This is a genomic window from Streptomyces sp. NPDC059477, from assembly GCF_042749375.1.
Lineage (GTDB): Bacteria > Actinomycetota > Actinomycetes > Streptomycetales > Streptomycetaceae > Streptomyces.
On sequence record NZ_JBHYUG010000096.1, the window covers coordinates 1 to 17,236 of the forward strand.

14 protein-coding genes are annotated in these 17,236 nt (G+C 72.5%); 3 read left to right on the forward strand and 11 right to left on the reverse strand.

The window, feature by feature from the left end; translation table 11 throughout:
* Nucleotides 1–534 precede the first annotated feature (534 nt).
* Nucleotides 535–1,596: a tryptophan--tRNA ligase gene (trpS, locus tag ACFXAZ_RS32545; RefSeq protein WP_384598455.1), complete on the forward strand. Its 1,062-nt coding sequence runs from the start codon at nucleotides 535–537 to the stop codon at nucleotides 1,594–1,596.
* An 83-nt stretch (nucleotides 1,597–1,679) separates the two neighbouring features.
* Here the strand turns inward: trpS and proC are convergent, their stop codons facing one another.
* From proC to ACFXAZ_RS32575, 6 genes are all read right to left on the reverse strand, one after another.
* Nucleotides 1,680–2,489 carry a pyrroline-5-carboxylate reductase gene (gene proC, locus ACFXAZ_RS32550; RefSeq protein ID WP_384598457.1) on the reverse strand — a complete coding sequence of 270 codons (810 nt, stop codon included), beginning with the start codon at nucleotides 2,487–2,489 and terminating at the stop codon, nucleotides 1,680–1,682.
* 166 nt (nucleotides 2,490–2,655) lie between these two features.
* Entirely contained in the window at nucleotides 2,656–3,555 is a 900-nt protein-coding gene (locus ACFXAZ_RS32555; protein ID WP_384598459.1) for an ABC transporter permease, read from the reverse strand.
* Nucleotides 3,552–4,376, reverse strand: a complete 825-nt coding sequence (locus tag ACFXAZ_RS32560; RefSeq protein WP_384598507.1) for an ABC transporter ATP-binding protein — start codon at nucleotides 4,374–4,376, stop codon at nucleotides 3,552–3,554. Before ACFXAZ_RS32560 ends, ACFXAZ_RS32555 begins: the two co-directional genes overlap by 4 nt.
* A 133-nt stretch (nucleotides 4,377–4,509) precedes the next feature.
* Nucleotides 4,510–5,295, reverse strand: a complete 786-nt coding sequence (locus ACFXAZ_RS32565; RefSeq protein ID WP_384598461.1) for a class I SAM-dependent methyltransferase — start codon at nucleotides 5,293–5,295, stop codon at nucleotides 4,510–4,512.
* 37 nt (nucleotides 5,296–5,332) lie between these two features.
* Complete coding sequence (locus ACFXAZ_RS32570; RefSeq protein ID WP_384598509.1) at nucleotides 5,333–5,845, reverse strand: EamA/RhaT family transporter; 513 nt, start codon at nucleotides 5,843–5,845, stop codon at nucleotides 5,333–5,335.
* Nucleotides 5,846–6,143: 298 nt separating this feature from the next.
* A complete protein-coding gene (locus ACFXAZ_RS32575) occupies nucleotides 6,144–6,530 on the reverse strand; it encodes a peptidase (RefSeq protein ID WP_384598463.1) in 387 nt (128 codons plus the stop codon).
* A 149-nt stretch (nucleotides 6,531–6,679) separates the two neighbouring features.
* On the opposite strand from ACFXAZ_RS32575, the gene ACFXAZ_RS32580 reads away from it, so the two are divergent.
* On the forward strand, nucleotides 6,680–8,929 hold the full coding sequence (locus tag ACFXAZ_RS32580; protein WP_384598465.1) for a serine/threonine-protein kinase: 2,250 nt from the start codon (nucleotides 6,680–6,682) through the stop codon (nucleotides 8,927–8,929).
* Nucleotides 8,930–9,192: 263 nt separating this feature from the next.
* Here the strand turns inward: ACFXAZ_RS32580 and ilvD are convergent, their stop codons facing one another.
* From ilvD to ACFXAZ_RS32600, 4 genes are all read right to left on the reverse strand, one after another.
* Nucleotides 9,193–11,046, reverse strand: coding sequence for a dihydroxy-acid dehydratase (gene ilvD / locus ACFXAZ_RS32585; protein WP_384598467.1), 1,854 nt, complete (start codon nucleotides 11,044–11,046; stop codon nucleotides 9,193–9,195).
* A gap of 118 nt (nucleotides 11,047–11,164) precedes the next feature.
* Nucleotides 11,165–11,881 (reverse strand): TetR family transcriptional regulator, encoded by a 717-nt coding sequence (locus ACFXAZ_RS32590; protein WP_384598469.1) that lies wholly within the window; start codon nucleotides 11,879–11,881, stop codon nucleotides 11,165–11,167.
* Nucleotides 11,878–12,699, reverse strand: coding sequence for a sugar phosphate isomerase/epimerase family protein (locus ACFXAZ_RS32595; protein ID WP_384598471.1), 822 nt, complete (start codon nucleotides 12,697–12,699; stop codon nucleotides 11,878–11,880). The genes ACFXAZ_RS32590 and ACFXAZ_RS32595 overlap by 4 nt, the downstream gene beginning before the upstream one ends.
* A 272-nt stretch (nucleotides 12,700–12,971) precedes the next feature.
* Nucleotides 12,972–13,928 (reverse strand): Ppx/GppA family phosphatase, encoded by a 957-nt coding sequence (locus ACFXAZ_RS32600; protein ID WP_384598473.1) that lies wholly within the window; start codon nucleotides 13,926–13,928, stop codon nucleotides 12,972–12,974.
* A gap of 164 nt (nucleotides 13,929–14,092) precedes the next feature.
* On the opposite strand from ACFXAZ_RS32600, the gene ACFXAZ_RS32605 reads away from it, so the two are divergent.
* The gene (locus ACFXAZ_RS32605) at nucleotides 14,093–14,977 is read left to right on the forward strand and encodes a hypothetical protein (protein WP_384598475.1); all 885 of its coding nucleotides are present in this window, start codon (nucleotides 14,093–14,095) and stop codon (nucleotides 14,975–14,977) included.
* 247 nt (nucleotides 14,978–15,224) lie between these two features.
* Here the strand turns inward: ACFXAZ_RS32605 and ACFXAZ_RS32610 are convergent, their stop codons facing one another.
* Entirely contained in the window at nucleotides 15,225–17,018 is a 1,794-nt protein-coding gene (locus ACFXAZ_RS32610) for a hypothetical protein (RefSeq protein WP_384598477.1), read from the reverse strand.
* Between the last annotated feature and the right edge of the window lie 218 nt (nucleotides 17,019–17,236).

Below are 17,236 nucleotides of genomic sequence, written 5' to 3' on the forward strand. Positions count from 1 at the left end.
CTTCCCTTCGGTGTCTCCGACTCTATCAGATCCTTTTCTCGACCTGACCCCCAGTCAGCGGGGTTTGTCTTCCCGGCCCTGCGGCCGTTCCGACGAGTGAGACTTTAGCGGATTCCTGGCTCCCGACCTAATCGGGGGCGCCGCGTCCTTTCGAACGAGGATTCCTCATTTCGCAAATTCCCATGCCAGCAATACGGCGGGCAGGCGGACAGAGGACTGCCCGGCTGTTCACCGAGAGTGGTGGGGACTTGCGGAATGGCTGTCCGGGGACCGACCTGGATCGGCGCTCACGCTGGACAGCCCGGAGAACATTACGTATCGGCATGTCGGGTGTCAACTCTCGTCCGGACGACACCCCGGAGGCGTACTGTGGTCGACATGACGACGCGTACGTGTTCCCAGCTCTGGTGGGCCGCCTGACGGCGGCCGGAGTCACGTATGCATTCAACGGCCGCCGACTCGGCGGCCGTTCTTGTTTCTCCCTTCTGCGGGGCCGGCCGGTGGGTGCGGCGGTCCTGAGCAGGAGGTGGAGAGATGAAGCGGGTTTTCAGCGGGGTCAAGCCGACCGGGCATCTGACGCTGGGGAACTATCTGGGGGCCATGCGGCAGTGGGCCGCCGTGGATCAGCACGAGGCGGACGCCTTGTTCTGCATCGTGGATCTGCACGCCCTGACCGTGGACCACGATCCAGCGCGGGTGCGCAGGCTGAGCCGGCAGGCGGCGACGCTGCTGCTCGCGGCGGGGCTGGATCCGCGGCTGTGCACCGTGTTCGTACAGAGCCATGTGGATGAGCATGCGCGGCTGTCGTATCTGCTGGAGTGCGTGGCGACGGACGGCGAGATGCGGCGGATGATCCAGTACAAGGAGAAGGCCGCGCGGGAGCGGGCGCGGGGTGGGAGTGTGCGGCTGTCGCTGCTGACGTATCCGGTGCTGATGGCGGCGGACATCCTGGCGTACGGGGCGGATCACGTGCCGGTGGGGGACGACCAGACGCAGCATGTGGAGCTGGCGCGGGATCTGGCGGTGCGGTTCAACCAGCGGTACGGGCACGCGTTCGTGGTGCCACGGGCGACGCATCCGGCGGTGGCGGCCCGGGTCATGAACCTTCAGGACCCCGTCTCGAAGATGGGGAAGAGCGAGGACACCGGGCCGGGGATCGTCTATCTGCTGGACGAGCCGGATGTGGTGCGCAAGAAGGTGATGCGGGCCGTGACGGACGGTGGGCGGGACGTCGCGTACGACAGGGAGGCCCAGCCGGGGGTCGCGAATCTGCTGGAGATCCTCGCCGCGTGCACAGGTGGGAACCCGAAGGGGCTGAGCGGTGTATATGAGTCGTACGGCGCTTTGAAGAAGGACACCGCGGAGGCGGTGGTGGAGGTTCTGCGGCCCGTACAGGCCAGGCACAAGGAGTTGTGCGCGGATCCTGCGTATGTGGAGGGGGTGCTGCGAAATGGGGCGGAGCGGGCTCGGGCCATGGCGCGGCCGACCGTGGACGCGGCCTATCGGGCGATCGGGCTGCTGCCTCCGGCGGCGGGAGCATCGGGGGACCCGGCTGAGACGGACGCGGCGGTGGGGGTGCTGAACGCGGCCCGGTAGGAGTCGGCGCAGGGGTGTCGTGCCGGTGCGGGTCGTGGGGTGGGGCCCGTCCCGGGGTGACGGGCCCGGTGTCCGCGTGGGTGTCAGGTGTTGCCGGAGGCCAGTTCGCGGCTGCGGTCGCGGGCGGCTTCCAGGGCGGCGATGAGGGCGGCTCGTACGCCGTGGCTCTCCAGTTCGCGGATGGCGTTGATGGTGGTACCTGCGGGGGAGGTGACGTTCTCGCGGAGCTTGACGGGGTGTTCGCCGCTGTCGCGGAGCATCACGGCGGCGCCGATCGCGGACTGGACGATCAGGTCGTGGGCCTTGTCGCGGGGCAGGCCGAGCAGGATGCCCGCGTCGGTCATGGCTTCGACCAGGTAGAAGAAGTAGGCCGGGCCGGAGCCGGAGAGGGCCGTGCAGGCGTCCTGCTGGGACTCGGGGACGCGCAGGGTCTTGCCGACGGCGCCGAAGATCTCCTCGGCGGTGGCGAGGTGGTCGGCGGTGGCGTGGGTGCCCGGGGAGATGACGGACATGGCCTCGTCGACGAGGGCGGGGGTGTTCGTCATGACGCGGACGACGGGCGTGCCGGTGGTCAGGCGCTCCTCGAAGAAGGAGGTGGGGATGCCGGCGGCGCCGCTGATGATCAGACGGTCCGCCGGGATGTGCGGGGCGAGTTCGTCGAGGAGGGTGCCCATGTCCTGCGGCTTGACCGTGAGGATCAGGGTGTCGGCGATCTTGGCGGCTTCGGCGTTGGTGACGGGGGTGACTCCGTGGCGGGCGCGGAGTTCCTCGGCGCGCTCGGGGCGGCGGGTGGTGACCAGGAGATCGCCGGGCGCCCAGCCCGCGCGGATCATGCCGCTGAGCAGGGCTTCGCCGATTTTGCCGGTGCCTAGGACTGCGACTTTCTGGGTCATGGTGCGGTGCCCTCCAGGGGTTGCGTCGTCCGCTTTCATCCTGGCACTCGGTCGTGTGGGGCGGGTGGGGTGTCCGGTGGGCGGACGTCGGCGGGTGGGCGGCGGCTTGGGTGTGGGCGGTGGGCCGTCGGGGCCGTCTGCCTGGTCCGCCCGTGCCGCCCCGGGGTCATGTGGTGCGGCGGCGGAGGGTGGCTGCTCCCAGGCACAGGACCAGGAGGGCGCAGCCCGCGACGATCAGGGCGTCGCGGAGGAAGGCGGCGGTCATGTCGCTGTGCTGGAGGACTTCGTTCATGCCGTCGACGGCATAGGACATGGGGAGGACGTCGGAGATGGCTTCGAGGGCGGGGTGCATCTGGTCTCGGGGGGCGAACAGGCCGCAGAGGAGGAGCTGGGGGAAGATCACCGCCGGCATGAACTGGACCGCCTGGAACTCGGAGGCCGCGAAGGCCGAGACGAAGAGACCGAGGGCCGTGCCGAGGAGCGCGTCGAGCAGGGCCACCAGGAGGAGCAGCCAGGGGGAGCCCGTCACGTCGAGACCCAGGCCCCATACGGCGAGGGCGGTGGCCAGGGCGGACTGGATGATCGCGAGGGTGCCGAAGGCGAGGGCGTAGCCGGCGATCAGGTCGCCTTTGCCCAGGGGCATGGCGAGCAGGCGTTCGAGGGTGCCCGAGGTGCGTTCGCGCAGGGTGGCGATGGAGGTGACCAGGAACATCGTGATCAGCGGGAAGATCCCGAGGAGGGAGGCGCCGATGTTGTCGAAGGTGCGTGGGCTGCCGTCGAAGACATAGCGCAGCAGGAAGAGCATCACGCACGGGATCAGGATCAGCAGCGCGATCGTGCGCGGGTCGTGGTGGAGCTGGCGGAGCACGCGGGCGGCGGTGGCGAGGGTGCGGGAGGGGGTGAGGGTGCGGGAGGAGGTGAGGGTGCGGGAGGTGAGGACGCCGGTCGGGGTGCTCGGAGTGGTCGGGGCGGGGGCGACCGAGGTGGCCGGGGTGCCGGGAGCGGCGAGCCCGGCCGGGGTGGCGGGGGTGGGTGTCGGGGGTGGGGTCGGGTCGGCGGTGTTCATGCGGTGCGCTCCTTCGTACGGGCTGCTGCGGCGGCCTCGTCGACCAGGTGGAGGAAGGCTTGTTCGACGGTGTCGCTGCCGGTGCGGGTGCGCAGGGCGGTGGGGGTGTCGTCGGCGAGGATCTCGCCCTCGCGCATGAGGAGCAGGCGGTGGCAGAGCTCGGCCTCGTCCATGACGTGGGAGGAGATGAGGAGGGTGGCGCCCCGGGTGGCGGCGATGGAGTGGAAGAGGTTCCACAGGTCGCGGCGGAGGACCGGGTCGAGGCCGACGGTGGGTTCGTCCAGGACGAGGAGTTCGGGGGTGCCGAGCAGGGCGACGGCGAGGGAGACGCGGCTGCGCTGGCCGCCGGAGAGATGGCCGGCGAGGGCGTCGGCGTGGCGGGTGAGGTCGACGTCGGCGATGGCGCGGGTGACGTCGGCGCGGCGGTGGGCGGCGAAGGCGCGGCCGGGGGTGAGGACGGCGGCGAAGTAGTCGAGGTTCTGGCGGACGGTGAGGTCGTCGTAGACGGAGGGGGCCTGGGTGACGTAACCGATGCGGCTGCGGAGGGTGGGGTGGCCCGCGGGGTGGCCCAGGACGTCGAGGGTGCCGGTGACCTTGGCCTGGGTGCCGACGACGGCCCGCATGAGGGTGGATTTGCCGCAGCCGGAGGGGCCGAGCAGGCCGGTGATCTGGCCGGGCGGGACGGTGAAGCCGAGGTCGCGCAGGACGGGGTGGGTGCCTCGGACGACGGTGAGGTTTTGGGCTCGTACGGCCGGAGTGGTCGGGGGCGTGGGGGCGCTGGGGGGCGGGTCTGGTGGGGGCGGAGGCGGGGTCTTATTCATCACGTGGTGAATAATGCTCCGAGGGGTGGGGAGCGTCAAGGGCTGGGGGTGGATGGGCGGTGGGGTGGGCGCGGGGAATCCGGCGGCCCTGGAGTGGGTCGCCGGGTCCGGTGAGGGGGATGGCCGGGAGTCGTCAGGGGTGGATGGCCAGGAGGAGTTCCACGTCGTAGGTCTCCTCGATCTCGCCGTCCGGGAAATGGGTGAGGAGGTGGGTGCGCTCCTGGGTGAGGAAGGTGGTGCGGGTCTGCTCGTCGGCGACCAGGACGACCGAGTGGGTGCCGAGGTTGGCGAGGTGAGTGTCGAGCGGGACCCGGCGGCTCCAGCGGACGCGGCGGCGGGTGAAGTCCGGGCCGGTGGGCGCGTGGGTGGTGTGGCCGATGATGCGGCGCAGTTCGGCGGCGGCGTCCCTGGCGAAGACGCGGTGGACGCGGGTGGACTGCTCGGCGATCCAGTCGATGTCGAGGGCGTCGGTGTTCCACCACAGGGCGAGGGCGCCGCCGGGGCGCAGTACGCGCAGGGCCTCCGGCAGGGCGCGGGCGGGGTCGGTCCAGTGCCAGGACTGGGCGTAGGTGACCAGGTCGACGGAGGTGTCGGCGAGGGGCAGCCGGTCGCCGATGCCCCGGACGAGAGGGACGTCGGGGAGGGCGCGGCGGAACTCGGCGGCCATCCGTTCGCCGGGCTCGACGGCGATCACGTCGGCGCCGCGCTCGCGCAGGAGTGCCGTCGCTATGCCGGTGCCGGCCCCGATGTCCGCCGCGCGGGCGCCGGTGAGGGGGCGGCCGGACAGTTCCTCGATCGCGTCGAGGAGGGCGGGCGGGTAGGAGGGGCGGTTGGCGGCGTACTGGGTGGCGGCGGAGTTGAAGGAGTGGGCGAGGAGGCCAGCGGGGGCGGTGGCGGACGCCGGTGAAGGAGTCGTCATACGGCCATGGTGGCCGAGGGTGCCCCGGTGGTGGTGTCTATGAGCGGCGGCGCTTCTTCGAGGGGTTGCCGGTGCGGCGGTTCGTGCGCTTCTCGTGGCGGCGGCGGGACTCCTCGTACTCCTGGCGGTGGAGCTTCTCGCCGGGGGCCTCGATGAGGGAGCGGAAGAAGTAGGCGACGAGGGAGCCGACGAAGCCGATGGTCAGGAGGCCGCGCAGGGAGGACTGGCGGTCCGGGTCGGGGCGCCGGGTGAAGCTCTCCCAGGTGCCACGGAACGCGAGCGCGCTGCACACCGCGAACATCACGACGACCAGGAGCGGGACGAAGCTGCCGGTGTCGGCGAGCTGAAGGCCCTGGTAGGCGAAGCGCAGGACCAGGCAGGCGGCGACGGCGGCGGCCAGGGAGCCGGCGGCGGCGCCGACGCGGCGCAGGAGGTAGCCGTCGGTGTGGTCGACCCATGTCGTGCCGAAGAAACGGATCGGCTCGGGGCGGGGGCCCGTGGGGGTCTCCGTGGGGGTGCCGGTCGGGGTTCCCGACGGAGTTGCCGACAGCGGTTCCGACGGGGTTGCCGTGGAGGCTCCCTTGGGGGGTGTCGGCCGGTCCGGGGTGCCGTTCGATTTCTCGCTCACCCGTCGATTATCACCGCCGGGTGGGGTTCGGTCGCCGGTCGGTTTGGATGCGGCCGATACGGCCCGGGCCGGTCGGGTCCGGGCCCCGGTCGGGTCCGGGCGGTCCGACCAGGTCCGGGCCGGTGCCCGGTGATCGCGTGGTCGCCGGGCACCGCCTAGCCGATGGCGGGTGTCGAACTGGTCAGTGGCCCGTGGCGGAATCGGCAGCCGACCCCTGACGTCAGGAGCAGCGTGGTGCCACGTAGCCGTCGCTGCCCGTGTTCACGTAGGCGTCGGAGACGTACTGGGCGTTGGCGATGCAGTCCCAGATGGACGAGGTGCCGTACGGGCCCGCGACGGAGTCGCCGGGGCGCTGGCAGTAGATCGGGACGGTGGCGCCCTCGGGGAGGACGCGGACGATGCGGTAGTGGACGCCGGGGCCGCTGCGGACGTTCAGCCGGACGCCCGGGGCGACCGGGTAGGCCCGCGCCAGCGCCGCGACCGATTCCGCCTCGGCCGGCACCTCGGCCGTGGCCGCGGCCTTCTCGACCGTCGCGATCGCCTCCGTGGTCTCCGCGCTCGCGGCGCTCGCGGCGCTCTCAGTGTTCTCGATGTTCTCGGTGGCCATATCGATCTCCCCCTGGATGAACGCTCATGAGGAACGCTTCACGCCAAATCATGTGGCGCACCGAGGCTAGCAAGGCCACAGAGGTTTCGTACGGGGCATCGACTAGGCTCAGCGCGTCGTGCGTGCGGAGGAGCATCCGGGGGTGAGCGATGCCGCCATGGCGCAGCACCGGCACGGATGCGGAAGCGGAATCTCCGCAATACGCCGGGCAGTATCTGCTGGAGGGCGAGTTGGGCTCCGGTGGGATGGGGGTCGTGCATCTGGCCCGGTCCGCCTCCGGGTTGAAGCTCGCGGTGAAGGTCGTTCATGCGGAGCTGGCCCAGGACCCTGAGTTCAGGGGACGGTTCAGGCAGGAGGTCGGGGCGGCGCGGAAGGTCAGCGGGGCGTTCACGGCGCCGGTCGTCGACGCCGATCCCGAGGCCGGACGGCCTTGGATGGCCACGCTGTTCATCCCCGGTCCGACCCTCGCCGAGCATGTGAAGCGGAACGGCGCGCTGCCCGTCGCCCGGCTGCGCCAGCTGATGGCGGGGCTGGCCGAGGCGCTGCGGGACATCCACCGGGCCGGAGTGGTCCACCGCGATCTCAAACCCAGCAATGTGCTGCTCGCCGAGGACGGGCCGAAAGTCATCGACTTCGGGATCTCCCGGCCCTCGGACAGCGAACTGCGCACCGAGACCGGCAAACTGATCGGGACGCCGCCCTTCATGGCGCCGGAGCAGTTCCGCAGGCCCCGGGACGTGGGACCGGCCGCCGATGTCTTCGCGCTCGGGTCGGTCATCGTGCACGCGGCGACCGGCAGCGGGCCGTTCGATTCGGACAGTCCTTATCTGGTGGCCTATCAAGTCGTTCACGAGGAGCCGGACTTGACAGGGGTTCCGGACGATCTCGCGCCCCTGGTCGCGCGCTGTCTGGCCAAGGAGCCCGAGGACCGGCCGACGCCCGACGAGTTGATGACGGAGCTGCGGTCGGTGTCGGCGTCGTACGACACGCAGGCGTTCATACCGGAGCAGCGGGGGTGGCAGGACGGTCCCTCCGAGGCGCCCACCCATCGGCGCGGGGTGCTCGCGGCGGACGGTCCCGTCGCCGGGCGGGGGCTGAGGGGCGTACGGCGGCGGGGGTTGCGGAGCGTACGACGGCGGGGGCTGGAGGACGTACGGCAGCGGGGGCCGGGGGGCGTGCGGCGCCGGTGGTGGGTGGGGGTCGGGGCGGGGGCCGTGGTCGTCGCGCTCGGGGCCGGGGGGCTCGCGCTGACCGGGGACGAGCCCGCCCCGGCGGCGGCCGGGCCCGGGCGGGCGGGGCAGGACGAGGGCTTCCGGCCCTGGGAGGCCGAGCTGAGCGCGGACGGTGCCGGGGCCGCCGGGATGCCGCGGTGCGTGGACGCGCCCGACGCGCTGTACTGCACCCGGCCGGGACTGCTCGCCATCGCCGTCGATCCCGTCGACGGGTCGGTGCGCTGGTCGCGGGCCGACACGCGGGCCGCGTCGGGGACGGACGCCGGGCAGAGCGGTGACGTTGTCGTCGAGCCGCCGGTCCTGTCGGGCGGGTTGCTGCATGTCGTCACCGACGGCGGGCGGCGGCTGGAGGCGCTGGACCCGGCCACCGGCGACACCAACTGGATCCACGACCTGACCGGTTACGGCGGGCGGATCGCGCACGCGGGCGGGGTCGTGCTGCTCACCGCCGACGACTCCACGGTCACCGCGCTGGACGCGGCCACCGGGGAACGGAAGTGGGAGGGCACGGTCGACGGGCTCACCCGGCCGGTGTTCCAGTCGTACGGGGACGGGAGCGCGTACGCGGTCGGCACGGAAGTGATCGACGGGGCGGACGGGACGCTGGTCACCGCCGTCGACCCGGAGACCGGGGTCACGCGCTGGCAGCAGGAGCTGACCGGCACGCTCACCCTCGTCGGCGCGCGGGACGGGGTGCTGTGGTTCACGTCGACGGCGGAGGCGTACTCGGACACCGACGCCGTCGTGCGCTACGACGTGGAGGGGCGGGCGATGCGGCGGATCCCGCTGCGCTATCCGGTCGCGGGCGCGCAGAGCGTCGTGGCGGACGCCGACCGGTTGTATCTGATCGGTGCGGACGGGGCGCTGGTCGCGGTGGACGCGCGCGAGTCGGCGCAGGTGTGGCGGGTGGAGACGTCGGTGAGTTTTCCGTCGGCGCCGGTGGTGGACGGGGCGCGGCTGTACTTCAGCGCCGGGGACGGGCGGGTCGTCGCCTTCGACACCGCGCGGGGCGAGTTGCTGGGGCAGACCGGGGCACGGCCGGGCACGGCACGCGAGTCGGTGGTGTCGGGGCTGCCGGAGCCGGTGGTGAGCGACGGGAAGGTGTTCGCGGCGGCCCCGGACGGGGTGCTGTTCGCGGTGGACGGGGGCGAGCCCGAGCGGTGGTGAGGCGGATCCGCGCGGTGGTGTCCGGGACGGTGGTCCAGCAGAGGTCACCGCAGGTCCGGGGGCACGCGGGTACGGGGGTAAGCGGGTACGGGGGTAAGCGGGTAGTACGGGCTTACGCGGGTACGGGAGTGGCGTACCCGGAGTCGGTGAGAGTGACGTACCGGAGGTCGCCGAACGTCGCCGAACGGACGAGGAAGGGGCCGCACCCGTCACGTGCGGCCCCTTTTCACCGGCCGGCCCCCGGCCGGGCTCGGCTCACCGGCTCAGCCGAGCTTGCTGACGTCCCGGACCGCGCCCCGGTCGGCGCTGGTGGCCATCGCCGCGTAGGCACGCAGGGCGGCGGAGACCTTGCGGGTGCGGTTCTTGGGCGCGTACACGCCGCCCAGGGCCTGTTCGCGGCGGGTCAGTTCGGTGTCGTCGACCAGCAGCTCGATCGAGCGGTTCGGGATGTCGATGCGGATGCGGTCGCCGTCCTCGACGAGGGCGATGGTGCCGCCGGAGGCCGCCTCGGGTGAGGCGTGGCCGATGGACAGGCCGGAGGTGCCGCCGGAGAAGCGGCCGTCGGTGACCAGCGCGCACGCCTTGCCCAGGCCCCGGCCCTTCAGATACGACGTCGGGTACAGCATCTCCTGCATGCCCGGCCCGCCCTTGGGGCCCTCGTACCGGATGACGACGACATCGCCCTCCTTGATCTGCTTGCTCAGGATCTTCTCGACGGCGGCCTCCTGCGACTCGCAGACCACCGCGGGACCCTCGAAGGTCCAGATGGACGCGTCGACGCCCGCTGTCTTCACAACGCAGCCGTCGACCGCCAGGTTCCCCTTGAGCACGGCGAGGCCGCCGTCCTGGGAGTACGCGTGCTCGGCGGAGCGGATGCAGCCGCCCTCGCCGTCCTCGTCGAGCGCCGCCCAGCGCTCGGACTGGGAGAACGCCTCGGCGGAGCGCACGCAGCCCGGGGCCGCGTGCCACAGCTCGACGGCCTCGGGGGACGGGGAGCCGCCGCGCACGTCCCAGGTCTTGAGCCAGTCGGCGAGGGACGGGCTGTGCACGGCGTGCACGTCCTCGTTGAGCAGGCCCGCGCGGTGCAGTTCGCCGAGCAGCGCCGGGATGCCGCCCGCGCGGTGCACGTCCTCCATGTAGTACGTACGGTCCTTGGCGACGTTCGGCGCCACCTTCGCCAGGCACGGCACGCGCCGCGACACGGCGTCGATCTCCGCCAGGCCGAACGGCACCTCGGCCTCCTGGGCGGCGGCCAGCAGATGCAGGATCGTGTTGGTGGAGCCGCCCATGGCGATGTCCAGGGCCATGGCGTTCTCGAAGGCCGCGAAGGTGGCGACGTTGCGGGGCAGGACCGATTCGTCGTCCTGCTCGTAGTAGCGGCGGGTCACGTCCATGACCGTGCGGGCGGCGTCGACGTAGAGCTGCTTGCGGGCCGTGTGGGTGGCGAGGACCGAGCCGTTGCCGGGCAGGGACAGGCCGATGGCCTCGGTCAGGCAGTTCATCGAGTTGGCGGTGAACATGCCGGAGCAGGAGCCGCAGGTCGGACAGGCGTTCTCCTCGATACGGAGGATGTCCTCGTCCGAGATGTTCTCGTTCACGGCGTCGGACATCGCGTCGACCAGGTCGAGCGTGCGGACCGTGCCGTCCACGAGGGTGGCGCGGCCGGACTCCATGGGGCCGCCGGAGACGAAGACCGTGGGGATGTTCAGCCGCAGGGCGGCGTTCAGCATGCCCGGGGTGATCTTGTCGCAGTTGGAGATGCAGACCAGGGCGTCGGCGCAGTGCGCCTCGACCATGTACTCCACGCTGTCCGCGATCAGGTCGCGGGAGGGCAGGGAGTACAGCATGCCGCCGTGGCCCATCGCGATGCCGTCGTCCACGGCGATCGTGTTGAACTCGCGCGGGATGCCGCCGGCCGCGACGATCGCCTCGCTGACGATCCGGCCGACCGGCGCGAGGTGGGTGTGACCGGGCACGAACTCGGTGAAGCTGTTGGCGACCGCGATGATCGGCTTCCGGCCGATGTCCGCACCGGGTACACCGGAGGCGCGCATAAGGGCGCGGGCGCCCGCCATGTTGCGGCCGTGGGTGACTGTGCGGGACCTCAGCTCGGGCATCGTCGCTCGCTCCTTCGGAGAGTTCCGGTGGTGTGGAACCGCCGGATTTCTGGCTCCTCAGAGCGTACGCCCGTGCTCCAAGGGATGGACCCCATGTCCGGAATGCGGGATGTATGTCTCACCACGGGTTGGTGAGGTGCCCCTGTACGACCGGGGCCACCCGTTCGATGATCCGTTCGACATCCACCGAGGCCAGCGGCTCGACCTTGATCACGTACCGGATCATCGCGATGCCCACCAGCTGCGAGGCGGCCAGCTCGGCGCGGAGTTCCGGCTCGGGCAGCGCGACCTCGTCGGCGATCCGGCGCAGCAGCTGGCCGGCGATGAGCCTGCTGAAGACGGTCCGGGCGGCCTCGTTGTTGACGGCGGAGCGGACGACGGCCAGCAGTGGCTTGCGGGTGGCCGGGTTCTCCCAGACGCCGAAGAAGAAGCGGGTCAGGCGCTCGCCGGCGCCGTCCAGCGGGCCCTGGACGACCACGTCCGGGGCGCTGAGCGCCGGGGCGGCGACGATCTCGACGGCCGCCTCGAAAACCTGTTCCTTGGTGCCGAAGTAGTGGTGGACGAGGGCCGGGTCCACCCCGGCCGCCTTGGCGATCCCGCGCACCGATGTCTTGTCGTACCCGCGTTCGGAGAACTCCTCGCGGGCCGCCGCCAGGATGCGGTCACGGGTGGCGGGGCCGTCGGCGGTGTCCGTACGGGAGGGGCGGCCTCGGCGGCGAGGGGGCGGGGCGGGGGTGGCAGAGGGGTCGGAGGGGGCGGGGGCGGGTCCGGATCGGGGGGCGGGTCCGGGGTCGCGGTCGGCGTCGAGGTCGCGGTCGGCGTCGGGGCTGGTCATCGGCGCGGCACCCGTAGTGACGAGGCCAGGTGGAGGCGGGTGAAGGCCAGGGCCTCGGCCAGGTCGGCCTCGCGTTCGGCGCTGGACATGGCCCGGCGGGTGTTGACCTCGATCACCACATGGCCGTCGAAGCCGGTCGGGGCGAGGCGCTCCAGCAGTTCGGCGCAGGGCTGGGTGCCGCGGCCGGGGACCAGGTGCTCGTCCTTGGCGGAGCCGCGGCCGTCGGCGAGGTGGACATGGCCGAGCCGGTCGCCCATGCGGTCGATCATGTCGAGCGCGTCCGCGCGGGCGGTCGCCGTGTGGCTGAGGTCGATCGTGTAGTGCCGGTAGTCGTCCTTGGTGACGTCCCATTCGGGGGCGTACGCCAGCATCTCGCGGTCGCGGTAGCGCCAGGGGTACATGTTCTCGACGGCGAAGCGTACGTCGGTCTCGTCCGCCATCCGCCAGATCCCGGTGACGAAGTCACGCGCGTACTGGCGCTGCCAGCGGAACGGGGGGTGGACCACGACCGTGCTCGCGCCGAGCTTCTCCGCCGCCGCGCGGGCGCGCTGGAGCTTGGTCCAGGGGTCGGTGGACCAGACCCGCTGGGTGATGAGCAGGCAGGGGGCGTGCACGGCGAGGATCGGGACCTGGTGGTAGTCGCTGAGTCTGCGCAGGGCCTCGATGTCCTGGCTGACCGGGTCGTTCCAGACCATGACCTCGACGCCGTCGTAGCCCAGGCGCGCGGCGATCTCGAAGGCCGTCGCCGTCGACTCCGGGTAGACGGAGGCCGTCGAGAGGGCGACCTTCGCGTCCGGAATGCCGACGGGGTGTGCCACGAGGGAAAGGGTACGTGGGATTGGGGGTGGGGCTGGGTGGGGGCGGGGTTGGGGGTGGGGTACGGCTTGGGTGGTGGCGCCTTCGGGGGGGTGGGCTTGTCGCCGTGGGCGGGTGCGGGTTGTGGTGGGTTGCTCGCGCAGTTCCCCGCGCCCCTATAGGGCGATGCCCGGACGGCTGTCTATAGGTGGGCCTCAGGCGCGCGCCCCATAGGGGCGATGCCCGGGTCGGCTGCCTATGGGTGGGCCTCGGTACGGCTCTCCATGGGTTGGGCTCAGTCCGTCGGGGCTGTTGAGGTCATCGCTGTGCCCATGTGGTCCAGTTTGCGGAGGATGATGCCTTCGCGCAGGGCCCAGGGGCAGACCTCCACCCGCTCGACGGCGAAGAGGTCCATCGCGCCCTCGGCGACCAGGGCGCCTGCCAGGAGCTGGCCCGCGCGGCCCTCGGAGACGCCGGGGAGTTCGCCGCGCTCGGCGGTGGTCATGCCGGCCAGGCGCGGGACCCACGCCTCCAGGGACGCGCGCTTGAGGTCGCGCTGGACGTAGACGCCCTCGGCGCTGCGGGCGGCGCCGCCGATCCGGGCGAGTTGCTTGAACGTCTTCGACGTGGCGACCACATGGTCGGGGGCGCCGAAACGGCTGAACTCCCCCACCGTACGGGCGATCTGGGCCCGCACATGGCGGCGCAGGGCCCTTATCGCCGACGGGTCGGGCGGGTCGCCGGGCAGCCAGGCGGCGGTGAGACGGCCGGCGCCGAGCGGGAGGGAGACGGCGGTGTCGGGTTCCTCGTCGATGCCGTAGGCGATCTCCAGGGAGCCGCCGCCGATGTCCAGGACCAGCAGTTTTCCGGCCGACCAGCCGAACCAGCGGCGTACCGCGAGGAAGGTCAGCCGGGCCTCCTCCTCGCCGGTCAGCACGCGCAGCTCGACGCCGGTCTCGTCGCGCACGCGCGCGAGGACGTCATCGGCGTTGGTCGCCTCGCGCACGGCGGAGGTGGCGAACGGCAGGATCTCCTCGACGCCCTTGTCCTCGGCGGCCTGGAGGCACTCGTGGACGACCGTGATCAGCTGGTCGACGCCGCCGGCGCCGATGGACCCGTCCTCTTCGAGCAGTTGGGCGAGGCGCAGATCCGCCTTGTGCGAATGCGCGGGCAGCGGGCGTGCGCCCGGGTGCGCATCCACCACCAGCAGATGCACCGTATTGCTTCCCACATCGAGGACACCGAGTCTCATAGACGGAACGCTACTGCCAGCGGTGCCGTGCCCCGCGCCCGAGGCGGTTCCGAGGCCGTTCCGTGCCCGTCCCGAGGCGGTGGGGACGGTGGCGGGGAGAGGGGTTTCCGGGGTGGCCGCGCAGCGGGGTCCGTGGACGGGCTTCGGCGACTTACCCTGGACCCGTGCCAAAGACGAAAAAGGCGAAGAGCGGCAAGACCGACAAGGCTGTCAAAGCCGACAAGATTGGCAAAGTCGGCAAGAAGGGTGTGGTGGCCGAGCGGGCGGACGCGGCCTCGGACGAGAAGGGGCTCGACTTCGCGCGCGCGTGGGTGGAGTTCCCGGACCCGGCGGACGACGAGCAGGTCTTCCGGTGCGATCTGACCTGGCTGACCTCCCGCTGGAACTGTGTCTTCGGAAGCGGCTGCCAGGGCATCCAGGCGGGCCGCGCGGACGACGGGTGCTGCACGCTGGGCGCGCACTTCTCCGACGAGGACGACGAGAAGCGGGTCGCCGGGCACGTGGCCCGGCTCACGCCGGACATCTGGCAGCACCACGGCGAGGGCACCCGGGACGGCTGGGTCTCCGAGGACGAGGACGGCGACCGGCAGACCCGCCCCTTCCAGGGCTCGTGCATCTTCCAGAACCGGCCCGGCTTCGCCGGGGGCGCGGGCTGCTCGCTGCACATCCTCGCCGTGCGGGAGGGCCGGGAGCCGCTGGAGACCAAGCCGGACGTGTGCTGGCAGCTGCCGATCCGGCGCACCTTCGACTGGATCGACCGGCCCGACGACACACGGGTGCTCCAGGTGTCGATCGGTGAGTACGACCGCCGGGGCTGGGGTCCGGGCGGCCATGACCTGCACTGGTGGTGCACCTCGGCGACCTCGGCGCACGGCGGGGGCGATCCGGTCTATGTCTCCTACCGCCCGGAGCTGACCGAGCTGATGGGCAAGGCGGGCTACGACCGGCTGGTCGAGCTGTGCGAGGAGCGGCTGGGGGCGGGGCTGCCGCTGCTGGCACCGCATCCGGCGGATCCGGTGGGGCCGACGCCGGGGCCCGTGGGCCGGTAGGGCGTCTACGGCCGGTACGGGGGTACCGGCCGTACGGCGGACCGGTCCCCCTTGGTCCCCCCGGTCTCACCGACCTCACCGACCTCACCGACCTCACCGAGCCGCAGCGGACCCGACGCACGGGCTGAGCGATCCGGCCCCCGCTGTCGGGCCGCGCCAACCCGCTGTTCGGCGCCACGCGCGCGTAGCGGGAATCGGGAATTGGGATCGGCGCTGGACCGGGCCCGGTCCGTGCCGGGCCGAGTGTCTAGCTCGGGCTCGGATCCCCGCCCTCGGTCGGCGATGGGGTCGAGCCGGGGTCCGTCGGGGACGGGTCGGTGGGGGTCGGCTCGGGGTCCGTCGGAGTTGGGGTCGGGCTGCCGGCCGGGTCGGTCGGGGCGGAGGCCGTCGGGGTGGGCTCGGGGGTGGAGGGTTCCGGGTCGGTCGGGGGCGGGGTGCCCGGCGGGGTGGGGCGCGGCTCGGACGGGGTGGGCGCGGTGCCGTAGCCCTCGATGGAGACGATGGCCCCGGCCGGCGAGATCGCCACCCGCGCGCTCCAGTACCCGGAAGGCTCGCGCAAATGGTCCACGTACACCTTGATCGTCAACGTCTCGCCGGGCTGGAGGGTTCCCGAGGAGCGGCTGAGGTAGAGCCAGGCGGCCGACGTGGAGGCGGACCAGCTCACGGGGGCGGTGCCGGTCGCGGTGAGGGTGATGAGGGTCGTGTCGCCACTGCTCGCGGCGGCCACCCCCAGCTGCGCGGCGCCCTTGCGTCCGGCGCCGGCGACGCTGATCACCTCGACGGCGACATCGGGGCGCTCACCGGTGCCGAAGCGGTCGGGGCGGGTGCCCGCGTTGCCCGCGTTCTGGTAGCCGCCGCCCGTGCCCCCGCCGACGAGGCCGCCCTCGCCGTCCTCCTGGGTGGCGCTCGCGCCGGGGCCGCCCTGTCCCTCGGCGATCGAGGGGTCACCGCGATAGGCCGACCAGAGGGCGATCACGGGCGCGGCGACGACCGTGGCGACGACGGTCGTGGTGACGGCACGCGCGCGTAGGCGGTCCCGGCGGGCGGCGCGGTCCTTGGGGTCCATCGGGAAGCCACGCCGGTCGTAGCGCGGTACGGCGGCACCCCGCGCGCGTGGGTGGTGGGTCAGCGCCATGTGGAGCGCCGCGCGGGGGGCCTCCAGGACGGGCAGCTCGGCGGGGGTGACGGTGGCGCCGGGCCAGCGGCCGGGTACCGCGCGCTCGGCGGTACGGCGGCAGCGCGGGCAGTCGTCGACATGGCGCACCAGCTCGCGGCGCAGGGCGGTGCTGAGGACCAGCTGGTGGTCGCCGGTGAGCCGGGCGACGCCGGGACAGCCGCCGGCCTCCACGACGGCGAGCGCCGCGCGGGTGCGTTCCACCTCGCAGGCGGCGGAGGCGAGCAGTTCGCGGGCGGCGGCGAGGTCCATGCCGAGCACGGCGGCGACCTCGTGGGCGGCCAGGTGATGACGTACGGCGAGTTCGAGCGCCTCGCGCTGCTCCGGGGTGGTCCCGGCGGCCTCGGGCCAGGCCAGCAGGGACAGTTCACGCCGCCGCAGCTCCTGCACGTCCTCGGCGACGGAGGGCTGCGGGGTGGAGTGGCCGCTGGGGTGCGCGCCGGGGTGCGCCGGGGCCAGTGCGCCCGGGTAGGCGCCGCCTGAGTGGGCTCCGGTGTGGGGGCCCGCGTGCTTGCCGGGGTGGCGGCCCGCCGCGTGGGTGCTCTGACGTTTCTGCTTGGCCTCGGCCAGCTTGCGCAGACAGGTCCAGCGGGCCAGCGCGTACAGCCAGGCGCGACGGTCCCCGGGGGCCTCCGGGGCGCGTGTGCCCCGGCGCTCGGCCAGGGCGAGCGCGTCGCCGAGCGCGGTGGTCGCGGAGTCGTGGTCGCACAGGACGGACAGGCAGTAGGTGAACAGGCCGTCCAGATAGGGCTCGTAGCGCGCGGGCGGACGCTGCGCCAGCGTGCGCGCCGCAGCGCGGTCACGCGCCTCCCTGCGCGCCCGGTGTGCGCCGGTGGTGCGGGTCGGTGTCTGCTGGCTGCTGGTCATCACTCGTGGACCGTAGGGGGCGCGCGACGGCCCCTTCTCCCACCTTGAGCACATTTAATCCGTACGGGTGAAACGATCCCTCAATGGGGGACAGGAACGATTCATTCCGTGGCCGGTTCTCGACAGGATGGCCGAGTTTGAGGGTGGTGCGAGCGGGCCGGCCGGAGGGAGAACGGGACGGCCGTCGGCGAGGGGTGTCCGGGGCCCGACCGCGTTGT

What these genes read in the sequence shown, in the direction of transcription:
- trpS (WP_384598455.1), top strand. Translation starts at nt 535, where the DNA reads ATGAAGCGGGTTTTCAGCGGGGTCAAGCCGACCGGGCATCTGACGCTG.
- ACFXAZ_RS32590 (WP_384598469.1), bottom strand. Translation starts at nt 11,881, where the DNA reads ATGACCAGCCCCGACGCCGACCGCGACCTCGACGCCGACCGCGACCCC.
- ACFXAZ_RS32575 (WP_384598463.1), bottom strand. Translation starts at nt 6,530, where the DNA reads ATGGCCACCGAGAACATCGAGAACACTGAGAGCGCCGCGAGCGCCGCG.
- ACFXAZ_RS32565 (WP_384598461.1), bottom strand. Translation starts at nt 5,295, where the DNA reads ATGACGACTCCTTCACCGGCGTCCGCCACCGCCCCCGCTGGCCTCCTC.
- ACFXAZ_RS32555 (WP_384598459.1), bottom strand. Translation starts at nt 3,555, where the DNA reads ATGAACACCGCCGACCCGACCCCACCCCCGACACCCACCCCCGCCACC.
- ACFXAZ_RS32610 (WP_384598477.1), bottom strand. Translation starts at nt 17,018, where the DNA reads ATGACCAGCAGCCAGCAGACACCGACCCGCACCACCGGCGCACACCGG.
- ACFXAZ_RS32600 (WP_384598473.1), bottom strand. Translation starts at nt 13,928, where the DNA reads ATGAGACTCGGTGTCCTCGATGTGGGAAGCAATACGGTGCATCTGCTG.
- ilvD (WP_384598467.1), bottom strand. Translation starts at nt 11,046, where the DNA reads ATGCCCGAGCTGAGGTCCCGCACAGTCACCCACGGCCGCAACATGGCG.
- proC (WP_384598457.1), bottom strand. Translation starts at nt 2,489, where the DNA reads ATGACCCAGAAAGTCGCAGTCCTAGGCACCGGCAAAATCGGCGAAGCC.
- ACFXAZ_RS32580 (WP_384598465.1), top strand. Translation starts at nt 6,680, where the DNA reads ATGCCGCCATGGCGCAGCACCGGCACGGATGCGGAAGCGGAATCTCCG.
- ACFXAZ_RS32560 (WP_384598507.1), bottom strand. Translation starts at nt 4,376, where the DNA reads ATGAATAAGACCCCGCCTCCGCCCCCACCAGACCCGCCCCCCAGCGCC.